Source organism: Desulfonauticus autotrophicus (genome assembly GCF_055381725.1).
In genome coordinates this window covers 1,902,816-1,914,329 of sequence record NZ_AP042395.1, presented here as the reverse complement: position 1 = coordinate 1,914,329, position 11,514 = coordinate 1,902,816, and the positions used below count along the sequence as shown (strand labels likewise).

12 protein-coding genes are annotated in these 11,514 nt (G+C 39.8%); 2 read left to right on the top strand and 10 right to left on the bottom strand.

All coding sequences use genetic code 11. The features are described 5' to 3' along the window. Positions 1–31: 31 nt before the first annotated feature. Positions 32–2,647: a valine--tRNA ligase gene (locus ACZ42F_RS10860; protein ID WP_464278997.1), complete on the bottom strand. Its 2,616-nt coding sequence runs from the start codon at positions 2,645–2,647 to the stop codon at positions 32–34. Between the two features lie 150 nt (positions 2,648–2,797). Here ACZ42F_RS10860 and ACZ42F_RS10855 point away from each other — a divergent pair, with 150 nt between their 5' ends. Both ACZ42F_RS10855 and ACZ42F_RS10850 read left to right on the top strand, forming a co-directional pair. Next, positions 2,798–3,565, top strand: coding sequence for a BPL-N domain-containing protein (locus ACZ42F_RS10855; protein WP_464278996.1), 768 nt, complete (start codon positions 2,798–2,800; stop codon positions 3,563–3,565). A gap of 73 nt (positions 3,566–3,638) precedes the next feature. Next, positions 3,639–4,001: a hypothetical protein gene (locus tag ACZ42F_RS10850; RefSeq protein ID WP_464278995.1), complete on the top strand. Its 363-nt coding sequence runs from the start codon at positions 3,639–3,641 to the stop codon at positions 3,999–4,001. Here the strand turns inward: ACZ42F_RS10850 and ACZ42F_RS10845 are convergent. The 9 genes from ACZ42F_RS10845 to ACZ42F_RS10805 form a co-directional block, all read right to left on the bottom strand. Then, positions 3,972–4,364, bottom strand: a complete 393-nt coding sequence (locus tag ACZ42F_RS10845) for a DUF3568 family protein (protein WP_464278994.1) — start codon at positions 4,362–4,364, stop codon at positions 3,972–3,974. The two genes, ACZ42F_RS10850 and ACZ42F_RS10845, sit on opposite strands and share 30 nt — an antisense overlap. After that, positions 4,361–5,146, bottom strand: a complete 786-nt coding sequence (locus ACZ42F_RS10840) for an HD domain-containing protein (protein WP_464278993.1) — start codon at positions 5,144–5,146, stop codon at positions 4,361–4,363. Before ACZ42F_RS10840 ends, ACZ42F_RS10845 begins: the two co-directional genes overlap by 4 nt. A gap of 186 nt (positions 5,147–5,332) precedes the next feature. Beyond that, entirely contained in the window at positions 5,333–5,533 is a 201-nt protein-coding gene (locus ACZ42F_RS10835) for a hypothetical protein (protein ID WP_464278992.1), read from the bottom strand. Positions 5,534–5,548: 15 nt separating this feature from the next. Then, positions 5,549–6,199, bottom strand: coding sequence for a thermonuclease family protein (locus tag ACZ42F_RS10830; protein WP_464278991.1), 651 nt, complete (start codon positions 6,197–6,199; stop codon positions 5,549–5,551). Beyond that, positions 6,189–7,940 carry an RNA polymerase sigma factor RpoD gene (gene rpoD / locus ACZ42F_RS10825; RefSeq protein WP_029966576.1) on the bottom strand — a complete coding sequence of 584 codons (1,752 nt, stop codon included), beginning with the start codon at positions 7,938–7,940 and terminating at the stop codon, positions 6,189–6,191. The genes ACZ42F_RS10830 and rpoD overlap by 11 nt, the downstream gene beginning before the upstream one ends. 26 nt (positions 7,941–7,966) lie before the next feature. Next, positions 7,967–9,280, bottom strand: a complete 1,314-nt coding sequence (locus ACZ42F_RS10820) for a DNA primase (RefSeq protein ID WP_464280256.1) — start codon at positions 9,278–9,280, stop codon at positions 7,967–7,969. Continuing rightward, positions 9,241–9,642 (bottom strand): CHC2 zinc finger domain-containing protein, encoded by a 402-nt coding sequence (locus ACZ42F_RS10815; protein ID WP_464278990.1) that lies wholly within the window; start codon positions 9,640–9,642, stop codon positions 9,241–9,243. Before ACZ42F_RS10815 ends, ACZ42F_RS10820 begins: the two co-directional genes overlap by 40 nt. A gap of 1 nt (position 9,643) precedes the next feature. Next, entirely contained in the window at positions 9,644–11,143 is a 1,500-nt protein-coding gene (locus ACZ42F_RS10810; protein WP_464278989.1) for an endonuclease MutS2, read from the bottom strand. Next, positions 11,089–11,436, bottom strand: coding sequence for a hypothetical protein (locus ACZ42F_RS10805; protein ID WP_464278988.1), 348 nt, complete (start codon positions 11,434–11,436; stop codon positions 11,089–11,091). The genes ACZ42F_RS10810 and ACZ42F_RS10805 overlap by 55 nt, the downstream gene beginning before the upstream one ends. Between the last annotated feature and the right edge of the window lie 78 nt (positions 11,437–11,514).

The window sequence follows — 11,514 nt, the reverse complement described above, 5'->3', positions numbered from 1 at the left end:
ACAATACTTTTAAGCCTGTTATAAAGCTTTTCTATCTTTTCCCTTTTTCCTTATACTCAGCTTGTTTTGTTTTTTCCTTTTCCACCACTTGTTGTGGGGCTTTATTTAAAAAACCAGGATTGTTTAATTTCTTCTCTATTATGGTCAGTTCCTTATCAATCTTGGCAAACTCTTTTTCCAGGCGAGAAAGCTCAGCTTCAATATCCACCAACCCCTTTACTGGGACAAAAAATTCATACCCTTTAGCCACAAATCCTGCACACCCCTCAGGCTCTTTTAAGTCGCTCTCCACCTGCATATCTTCCAGTCTGGCCAAAAAGGTAATGAGCTCTCTATGAACTTCTAAAAATTCTCTGTCTTTGGGTTCAGCAACTCTGCCCAGCAATTTTACCTTTGTACCCAGGGAAATACCCAGTTCTGCCTTAATATTTCTCACTCCAGAAATAACTTCCTGCAAAAACTGCATTTCTTCTACTACCTTAGGCTTTATACATTCAGGCCTAAAGGGAGGATAGGGCAATTTTGAAAGGTTCTCTTCTTTTACTCCAGGCAAATAGGTCCAGACCTCTTGGGTTACAAAGGGAATAATGGGATGCAGTAAAACAAGAGTTTCTCCCAGGACCTGGCGCAAACAGGTTTTGGCCATTAGTTTAGCTTCCTTATCCTCTCCATACAGTACTGGTTTTATAAGTTCCAAATACCAGTCACAAAATTCATGCCAGACAAATTGATACAATACCTGGGCTGCTTCGTTAAAATTATAGCTTTCAATGGCAGATTTTACTTTTTCCTTAACCTCTTCTAAACGATGTAAAATCCATTCATGCACTAATCCCTTTACATTTTCCAACTCACATTCAAAACAATTTTCATCTAAATTCATTAGAGCAAATCTAGAAGCATTCCAGATTTTATTGATAAAGTGTTTATAGCCTTCAATACGCTCTTCGCTGAGTTTTATATCTCTGCCCATGGCAGCAAAGGCAGTGAGAGTAAACCTCAAGGCATCTGTTCCATACTTATCAATCATAATCAGAGGATCAATTACATTGCCCTTGGACTTGCTCATCTTTTGTCCCTGGGCATCTCGAACCAAAGCATGAATATAAACATCCTTAAAGGGCACATCCTGCATAAAATGCAGGCCCATCATCATCATACGCGCTACCCAGAAAAACAAAATATCAAACCCGGTAACCAGCACAGAAGTGGGATAAAACACTTCCAGTTCTTTGGTCTTATCTGGCCAGCCCAGGGTAGAAAAGGGCCAGAGGGCAGAAGAAAACCAGGTGTCCAAAACATCTTCTTCTTGCTTTAAGTTAGCACTTCCACACCCAGGGCACTGAGTTAAATCCTCACGGGAAACACTTAATTCCCCACACTCCTCACAGGTCCAGGCAGGAATGCGATGTCCCCACCAGATTTGTCTGGAAATACACCAGTCCCGAATATTGTCTAACCATTCAAAATAGGTTTTGGTCCAGTGTTCAGGGAAAATTTTGGTCTCACCTTGAGCCACAGCCTCTCTTGCTCTTTTGGCCAGGTCCTTTACCTTCACAAACCACTGCTTGGAAACATAAGGTTCAATCACAGTATGGCAACGATAACAGTGTCCCACACTGTGCCTATGTTTTTCTTGCTCTAGCAAATACCCCTGCTCAGCCAAACGCTCCAGGATTTTTTTCCTGCACTCAAACCTATCTAAACCAGCAAACTCTCCAGCTTCTGAAGTCATCTTGCCCCAGTCATCAATCACCTTTACCAAAGGCAAATTGTGTTTACGTCCCAGTTCAAAGTCATTCACATCATGGGCAGGAGTTACCTTTAAGCAGCCAGTACCAAACTCCCTGTCCACATATTCGTCTGCAATAATTGGAATTTTTCTACCCACCAAAGGCAAAATCACCTTTTTGCCTATCAGGTGTTTATAGCGCTCGTCTTCTGGATGTACAGCCACAGCTGTATCTCCCAGCATTGTTTCAGGTCTGGTAGTAGCAACCACTACTTCTCCAGAACCATCCTCCAGAGGGTAGCGTAAATGATAAAGACCGCCATCAATATCTTCATGCTCCACTTCCAGATCAGCTAGAGCTGTATGGCATCTGGGACACCAGTTAATAATGTAATCCCCTTGATAAATAAGCCCTTCTTCATAAAGGCGGACAAAAACTTCTCGCACTGCTCTGGACAGACCTTCATCCATGGTAAAGCGAAGCCTGGTCCAATCTACAGAAGCACCTAATTTTTTTACCTGGTTTAAAATTTTATTGCCATATTCTTCTTTCCACTGCCAAACTCTTTCTACAAACTTTTCTCTGCCCAGGTCATCTCTGGTTTTGCCCTCTTGAGCCAGTTGCCTTTCTACCACATTCTGGGTGGCAATACCTGCATGGTCAGTACCAGGTACCCACAAAACATCGTAGCCCAATTGGCGATGAAAACGGCATAAAATGTCCTGCAAGGTGATATTAAGGGCATGCCCCATATGTAAGGTCCCTGTAACATTAGGGGGAGGAATCACTATAGAATAAGGTCTTTTGACCTTTTCCACTTCTGGAGTGAAGGTTTTATTTTCTTCCCAATAACTAATCCACTTGTCCTCTATGTCCTTGGGTTCATAACCTTTTGCCAATTCTTTTACTGCCATCTACCCTCTCCTAAGTGAAGTTTCTGCTTTGCCAAATTGCTTCTTTGGTTATTGTGCCTTGCCTAAAAAATCAAGTTATTAACCAATAAAAAACTTATCAGTCCAGGCTTAATGCTTGCTTTTTTAACAGTCCTCTTTAAAGTAAGTCCTATGCAACCTTATATTGGGCTCTTCTGGGATGAATCTCACCTCTGGGGAATCTTAGTCTATCACTTTTTAAAACATTCCCGGGCAAAGTTTGTCCCTATTACAGCTAAAGAAATTGCTGCGGGCAAGCTAAACGACCTAAAACCTCAATGGCTCATTGTGCCTGGAGGCTGGGCCAGTTTAAAATTTAAAAAATTGGGAAGTGAGGGACAACAGGAAATAAAAAGCTTTTTGACCAAGGGTGGGAACTATCTTGGTTTTTGTGGCGGAGCAGGCCTGGCTTCAAGCTCTCCCAACTCCCTGGGCCTTTGCCCGCTTAAACGCAAAGAATTTAAACAAAGGCTGCCCAACTTTAGTGGAGATATCTGGTGCAAGGTCTTCAGTCTGGACAGGGAATTGCTTTTTCCAGTTTGGTGGCCTTCCCAGTTTGAGTGGGAATCCCATCATCCCCATCTGGAAGTGTTAGCTACCTATCAAAGGCCAGGTACAGACTTCTGGGTAAGTGATTTAAAGTTAGAAGATTTAAATCCAGGGGAGCTAAAAAAATGGGAAAACCTCTATGCCATAAACCTGGACCCTCTTCTTTTAACTCAGGAACCCTGTATCATTAGAGGCGATTTTGGAAAGGGAAAATATATTTTGAGCTACCCCCATTTAGAAACTCCCAACTCACCTCAGGCCAATACCTATCTTCAACAGCTTTTAGCCCTATCTCCTGCTTTTATACCGGATTTGAACTTTTCTCTTCTACCCCTAAAAACACCTTCTTAGGTCATTGGAAAAAACAACTTTTAGACCTGATTGCCCTGGGAGAAGCCCATTTTCTACTTTTTAAGAGACGAAAATGGTTACTGGCCTGGAGAAGAGGAATTCCAGGTTCTTTTTCAACTTCTTACTGGCCCTAATGTCCTTTTTAGAAGATGTGCCTGAAAACTTTTTGACCGATGAACAAAAGCAAAAAATAGAAGCTTTAAGCCAAAAGTTCCTACACTTAAGTACCAGGTTTATTCTTAAAGAACGCTACCTTTTGAGCAAAACGCCCTCCACCCCCATAGCCAGTTCCAACTCTGAACAACAAAAACTCAAAAAATATCTTTTTGGCTCCTTTCCTGGCTACGGAGGTATTTATGGAGAACTAATCAACCTGCTGGATGAACTGGCTTTAGCCAAAGCCCGTCTAGAGACGAGCCAAAATCTTCTTCAATAGTTCTCTGGACCTGGCCTCATCACCTAAAAGGCCAACCCTTATATAAATCTTAGAAGTATGTCTGCTAATTCCTTCTATTTCTATCCAGATTTTTGTATCATCCAGAAAACTAGATTCTATATTAGCTTTATTAAGCTCAAGTTGGTCTTTATAAATAGGCAGCCCCATTCCCTTTAAGGCACTTAAACTTGCCTTATGTACTTTAGTATAATAAGCATTTACAGTATGAACAATCCTTCCTTTGTAATAAATAGCACCACCAGCACCACCAGCGCCTCCTACAAGCAACCAGAAACACCCACTAAGACCAAAAGTTAAAACCAGGAGAAACAATAGCTTTACTTTTAAAAAATTATTTTTCATCTTCCCACCCTCTCTAGAATAAATTGTTTAACCCTGCTGGTTACCTCTTTTACCTCAGGCAAGGGAGGTAAAAGGGTATTTAGCCGATTGAAATAGTCCCTTTCCTCAAATAAACTAAAGGTAGTGGGGAAATTGAAATCATAAACCCAGGAAAGCAAAAGCAACTTAAAGTCATTAACATACTGCATAGAGTTATAATTAACCAATTCCTGTCGGTACAGAGGAGCCAGGACCTGAGCACTTATCTTATCTGGTTCATCCAAAAGATTTAAAGTGACCACTTCATTTTTTTTACCATTACTTAAGTAGGAAAGAAGTACTTCAAAAATATCCAGTTTATCAGCGTCTCTTAAAGCAAAAACAATCTTTTTTACTTCTGCTGGAACTCTAGCAGGTACACTTAATTTATTATGCAAAATTACACTTACCAGTATCTTAGATTTTATATTTTTATCCAAACCAGAAAGCACACCCTCTTTTTTTAAAACCTTTACTCCCAACCTGCCATGATCCTCAGAGATATTGTCCTTAAAAGTTTTATATACCTTATATTGTTCAAATCTTCCAAGGTCATGGAAAAGTCCTGCCAGACTTAAAGCAAAACCATCTTCTCGAGAAAATTTTTCCTTTAAAGCAATCTTACAGGCATACTCATAGACCCGTAAGGAATGTTTTTGTTTTAAAAGAATGTTTTCCTGTTCTTTCTGATTTAAAGAATAAAATCTCTTAGTGTACTTTTTAAACCACTTTAAAAAAGGCTTTATTTCCTGTTCCAAAACCATTTTCGCTTCCCAGGCTTAGAATACCTGCTCGCATCCTCTTTAAAAATACCTTTCGGGCCAAAGAGAAAACGCAGATAAAGAACAATAACCCCCAAGATAAGTCCTACAAAGGCAAATTTGCTTACGCTAAACCAAAAACCTGCCTCATAACCAGGACCAAAGGGCCAATATCGCCAGAAGGGCAATTTAGCGCTGAAAATAGGAAAAAAACTCTGGATGGACCAGAAGCTCAAAGCCATCTTCAACCTCATTTACAGCAATAACCATCTCTGGATTTAAACCCACATCCAAAGCCACTTCCTGGATTCTATACACTTCTTGCTCTAAATCCTGATTGTTTTCCTGAAACTTACTTACTAAAATCCAATCTGTTAAATTTTCACTCATAAATATCTCCTTCTTTTAATCAACTAAAGGCCAGGGAGTACACCCTCTAGCAGGGGCATAGCCCTTATAAAAGGCCTCGTAAAGAGAAAAAAATAAGCGTTTGTGCCTGGAAGAAATCAACTGGCCATTGGGACAGCTAAGCTGATGAAATCTCCTACTATAACTATTTCCCAGATAAGAACGCCTGGCTAAAGGCAACTCCAGTAATTTGGCCCAAAAGCCTTTTCTTAACCTCATCGCCTCTTGCTGCGCTTTTAACAACCGGGGATAAAACACTCCCTTGTGCTCAAAATAAAAGGCAAAGCCCTGAGCCAGCATTTCCCTGTTTATCCAATTTCCATCAGCAGTGTAAACCTGTGCAATTATGCGTCCAAACCTATCTTTTTCCACTTCTTCTAACTTTAATTTTTTACCCTTAACCAGTTTAAACAAAAAATATTTCGCTTCTCTGGCAAAGTACTGGTCTTTGCCTTTTCCATGTCCCAGTTCAGGGGCATCAATACTTTTTAAACGCAACTTCAAACCATTGCTTAAAAAAAGCGTATCCCCATCAATAGCAAACCTGGGGAACACCCAAATTGTCTGGGCAAAACTAAAACAAGGAAAAAATAAAATAAGGGCTAGGCCCAAAAAAAGACCTGCCCCTTTTTGCCTGTTAACTTTCATAATAGGATTTCAAACAACTGCTACGCATGGGATGCCTTAACTTACGCAAGGCTTTCGCCTCTATCTGTCTAATTCTCTCCCTGGTTACATTAAAAAGTTTACCCACTTCTTCTAAAGTGTGATCAGACTTTTCACCTATACCAAAGCGCTTGCGTAAGACCTGCTCCTCTCTGGGAGTAAGGTCAGATAGCAACTTATCAATAAGTTCAGACAATTTGGTGTGTACCACCTCTTCTGCTGGAGCTACAGCCTTTTTATCTTCTATAAAATCGCCCAAACTGCTATCTTCCTCATCTCCAATGGGGGTTTCCAAAGAAATGGGTTCCTTGGCAATACGCAGAACCTTTTTCACCTTCTCCACTGGATAATCCATTCTTTCTGCAATTTCCTCTGGAGTAGGTTCACGCCCCAATTCCTGCACAAGGTAACGAGAAGTCCTGACCAATTTGTTAATGGTCTCTATCATATGCACAGGAATACGAATGGTCCTTGCCTGGTCAGCAATAGCCCTGGTTATAGCCTGCCTAATCCACCAGGTGGCATAAGTGGAAAACTTATACCCCCTCTGATATTCAAACTTATCCACAGCCTTCATCAAACCAATATTACCTTCTTGAATTAAATCCAGAAACTGCAGTCCTCTATTGGTATATTTCTTGGCAATACTTACTACCAAACGCAGATTTGCCCTAATCAACTCCTGTTTAGCCCTTAAAGCATCTTTATAACCCTTTTCTATTCTCCACAAAACTTCTTCTAAATCGTATACATCGTGTTTACATTTTTCTTCCAATCTTTCTAAAATTTCTTTTTTAGCATAAATCATTTCTTTAAAAGAAAACAATTCCTCTACTGTCATATTAAGTTCATCTGCAGCTACTACTGGATTTATTTCTCTCTTTTCCAACTTTTCAAATAGGCTAAAAACCTCTTCCTGTGTTTTACCTAAAGAGATTATATAAGCACTTATATCTCGCATACAGTTATGCATCTGCCTTACATAATCTCTAACCATTTCTATCAATCTATCTACCAATGTTTTTTCCAGTTTTATACTACATAGCCTATCCACAACTTCTTTCTTATAATCTATAATTCTTTGCTGAATGGCAAAAACTCTCTTTTCTAAAGTAGCAGTGTCATCCAACCTATCGTAAATAGTTTTTTTCTTTTTATAAATTTGCTTAATTTCATCTAAATACTTAATTACCCTTTGCCTTTGATTCATTTCTTCTTCTGCAGGGTCGTCCTCTTCAATTGTCTTAACCACATCTTTTAATTTTACCTTTTCTTTCTTTAAATCTTCACCTACTTTTATAAGTTCTTCTACTACTACGGGAATTTCTACTAAAGCATATAAAACTTCCAGTTCGCCAGCTTCTATCTGTTTGGCTATAGCTACTTCCCCTTCTCTATCCAAAAGGGCAGCAGCTCCCATTTCTTTTAAATACATACGAACAGGGTCTTTTCCACCTCCAACATCTTCTTCTAAATCTTCTTCTGTAACGCTTTCTACTATATCAGAGGTGTCCTCTGGAACTACACAAATGGGTCTTCCAGCCTTTTCATCCACAATAGTAATGTCCAGCTGGTCAAAAATAGAAATAATTTCTTCTACTTGCTCGGGACTATTGACATCTTTGGGAAGAGCTTTATTTAACTCTTCAAAAGTTAAAAAGCCTTTTTTCTTGCCTTCAGCAATAAGAGCTTTAATTTGTTGGACGTCCTTTAAAGATTTCATACTCCCCCCTTCCGCTATTTAAATTTTCAAACCTCTTGCTCAGCAAATTCTTTTTGTAAAAGGCCCAAAATTCTTTTGGTTTCAGCTAAATCTCCCCTTCTTTGAGCTCTAGCTAAAGCCAAAAACAAATTTTGCTTGCGCAATTTTTTATCCTTATTCAGCATTTTCTGGCGTAACTCTTTTAATAGTTCTTTTTTTTTATCCTGGAAAAAATCTTCTCTTAACTTACTCTGAAAGTAAAAGTTACTCTCCTCAGGGGTAAATTCCCTTACATCTGAATCCTGTATTAACTTTTGCCAAAACACCCTGGCTTCTTTACTCTGAAAAAAATGCTCCACCCCCTCTTCAGCCAATTCCCTGGCTTCCTTGGGGAAAATAACTCCTATCAACAGGACTTCTTTGTCCCAGGGGGTAAAGTGTTCTTTTTCCTTTTTCTCGGCAATTTCTAACTTATTGTCTATAATATCTAAACTTGCTCGTAATTCTTTTTCGCTTATCTTAAGACCTGTAGCTATGGCTGAAAGATAAAACCCCTTTAATTTGAAATCTCTTACTTTTTTTAGAAAATCTTTAATCCAGCTAGCTTGCTCTCTGGGAGATTTATTTTCTCTAACCATTTTTAAACAATAGGCAAGACCTTCCTGACCTTGAGAGAGAACTTCTTGCAGATGCTCTGGACCATATTTTTTTAAAAAGCTATCCGGATCTTCTCCTTCTGGCAGCAGAGCCACTGCACAATTTATTCCTTCAGCCAGCAACATTTCAGCACTGCGCCAAGCAGCTTTTTTCCCTGCAGCATCTCCATCCAGAAGCAAAATCACCTTTGAAGCCAATTGGGCAAGCTTTAAGACCTGCTCCCTGGTCAAGCTGGTCCCTAAAATAGCACAACTGTTTTTAAATCCAGCCTGCACCAAAGCCAAAACATCCAGATAACCTTCACTCAAAATAGCTTCTTTTTCTTTAAGAATATGGGACCTGGCTTCATAAAGGCCGTATAAATGCTCACCTTTTTTGTAGATAAGACTTTCATTGCTATTTAAATACTTGGGGTCTCCCTCCCCTAAAACCCTTCCTCCAAAGGCAATGGTTCTCCCCTGTAAATCCCTTATGGGGAACATCAACCTATCTCGAAAACGGTCATAAACCTGGCCTTTATCATTTTTGACCAAAAGTCCACTCTGGACAGCCAGGTTAATATCTATGCCCTTGCTTTGAAAATATTTTTCCAAACCATGCCAGTCAGCAGGACTATATCCCAAAAGAAAAGTTTTCTGCACCAGCTCTGATACCTGTCTAGAAGCTAAATATTTTCTGGCCTTAACTCCATTTGAAGATTGCAGTTGCTTTTTAAAAAAATCTGTAGCCAGCTCATAAAGTTCGAAAAAGTTTTTCTGGAACTACTTTTTCCCTTACCAAGATAAAATTTAATCCCTGCTTCTTCAGCCAGGTCTTTTAAAGCTTCTTTAAACTCCAAACCATTTATTCTCTGATAAAAGGAAATAACATCACCAGCAGCCTGACAGCCAAAACAATAAAAAAAACCCTTCTCTGGATTTACATTAAAGGAAGGTTTGGTTTCCTGATGAAAGGGGCAAGGAGCTACATATCGCCCCCCTACCTGACGCAATTCTACATAACGACCTACAATTTGAACAATATCCAGACGTTCTTTAATTTCTGTTACTAATTCTTCTAAATCCATATTAGTTTTTGAGTTTGACAATGGTTGCTCCTTCTCCGCCTGCTTCTAAAGGAGCAAAAGAAAACTCTTTGACCACAGAATGATTACGCAAATGTTGATGAACAGCTTGTTTAAGAACTCCGGTTCCCTTGCCATGGACTATTTCTAATTCTTGAACTCCTTTTAAAAGAGCACCATCTATGTATCTATCTACTTCCATTAAGGCTTCTTCCACTGTAAGGCCGCGTACATCCAGTTTTAAAGGCAACCTGCTGGAGGCAGACACTTTGACTTTAATGGATTGGTCTTTTTGCTCTTTTTTTGTTAATGGCGCCAAATTAGAAAAATCACTCCACAAACTAATTCCGCCCAAATCCACCTTACACTGCTGTTTTTTTTCATCTATTTCCAAAATTTTAGCTTCCTTATTCCAGGGTAAATACAAACATTGAGTATCTTTTTTCGGTACAAAAGCTTCTCTGCTCTTCTGTATTTTATTCGGCTCTTTTACCTTATCTCTTAACTTGCTCAATTTTTCTAAGGCCAACTTGCGAGACAGTTTTTCTTTTTTCCACTGGGTTAAAATAGTAGTTTTGGCCTCTTGAATTTCTTTTTCCAGGGAATGTTTTTCTTCTTTTAATCGCTTTAAGGCCTTTTTCAGTTTGCTAACAATCTTTTCTCTTTTTTGCTTAAACTTTTCCAGCTCCTGCTCTTTCATCCATACCAGCTTATTAAGCCTCTCCAGCAAGGCTTCCTGTTGCTTACCCTCTCCTCCTAAAAGTTTACTGGCCTTGTTCAGTACTTCTGGCAACAGTCCAATGTTTTTAGCCACCTCCAGAGCATAACTGGCTCCCACCTGGTCATAGGTAAGCTGGTAAAGGGGCTTTTTGGTCTGAGGGTCAAAAAGGACAGAAGCCACCCTCAACTCAGGTGAACTTACAGCATACAACTTCACTCCAGGGAAATGGGTAGCACAAAGCAACCAGCTACCTTTTTCCAGAGCATATTCCATAACGGCCTGAGCCAAGGCAGCCCCCTGGGCCGGGTCAGTGCCAGCACCAAATTCATCTAAAATGAGCAAGGAAGAAGAGTCCAAGACCGGCAAACATTCTTTTAAAAAACTAACCTGGGCAGTAAAAGTACTAAGGCTTTCCTCCAGGCTTTGTTCATCTCCAATTATAGTCCAGATATGGGCAAAATAGGGGAGCTTACTTTCTTTAGCACAAGGGACAGGTAAGCCACAGCTAACCATAAGGGCAATGAGCCCCAGGGTTTTTAAACAAACGGTTTTCCCTCCTGCATTGCCCCCGGTTATTATCAAACCCTTTTGTCCTGGCTCCAGAACTATATCTACAGGTACAACCTTTTGCTTTAAAAGCACCAGAAGTGGATGCCTGGCCTCTTTTAACTCTAATTTTTCCTCACTTGTTAAGTTAAGAGGATTTGCCTGTAGTTTTATCCCCACTTTTATCTTGGCCAAAAATACATCCACCAGCACCAGAAAGTTATAACAGGCATGCAAGGCTTCTTTTCCTGTCTTGCCAGCTGGCTCAAATACTCTAAGACCTTTCTCTGCTCTTCTTTTTCTGTAATTTTTAACTGCTGCAGATGATTATTTAGCTCCACCAAAAAGTAAGGTTCAAAATAACAGGTTTCTCCACTTTGAGAATAGTCATGGACAATACCCTGCAACTTACCTTTAAAGTTAGTTTTTAAGGCCAAAACATATCTATCAGCAGCCAGAGTCAAATACTCATCCTGCAGGTAGTGACTGATTTTTTCATCCTGGAGAAACCTTTCTACCTTTTCCTGCACCTGGCGTGAATGCTTCTAATTTCCTGGCGCACCGCATAAAGACCAGGAGAACTCTCATCCCGCAGTTCACCTTCCTTA

What these genes read in the sequence shown, in the direction of transcription:
- ACZ42F_RS10860 (WP_464278997.1), bottom strand. Translation starts at nt 2,647, where the DNA reads ATGGCAGTAAAAGAATTGGCAAAAGGTTATGAACCCAAGGACATAGAG.
- ACZ42F_RS10855 (WP_464278996.1), top strand. Translation starts at nt 2,798, where the DNA reads ATGCAACCTTATATTGGGCTCTTCTGGGATGAATCTCACCTCTGGGGA.
- ACZ42F_RS10850 (WP_464278995.1), top strand. Translation starts at nt 3,639, where the DNA reads ATGGTTACTGGCCTGGAGAAGAGGAATTCCAGGTTCTTTTTCAACTTC.
- ACZ42F_RS10845 (WP_464278994.1), bottom strand. Translation starts at nt 4,364, where the DNA reads ATGAAAAATAATTTTTTAAAAGTAAAGCTATTGTTTCTCCTGGTTTTA.
- ACZ42F_RS10840 (WP_464278993.1), bottom strand. Translation starts at nt 5,146, where the DNA reads ATGGTTTTGGAACAGGAAATAAAGCCTTTTTTAAAGTGGTTTAAAAAG.
- ACZ42F_RS10835 (WP_464278992.1), bottom strand. Translation starts at nt 5,533, where the DNA reads ATGAGTGAAAATTTAACAGATTGGATTTTAGTAAGTAAGTTTCAGGAA.
- ACZ42F_RS10830 (WP_464278991.1), bottom strand. Translation starts at nt 6,199, where the DNA reads ATGAAAGTTAACAGGCAAAAAGGGGCAGGTCTTTTTTTGGGCCTAGCC.
- rpoD (WP_029966576.1), bottom strand. Translation starts at nt 7,940, where the DNA reads ATGAAATCTTTAAAGGACGTCCAACAAATTAAAGCTCTTATTGCTGAA.
- ACZ42F_RS10815 (WP_464278990.1), bottom strand. Translation starts at nt 9,642, where the DNA reads ATGGATTTAGAAGAATTAGTAACAGAAATTAAAGAACGTCTGGATATT.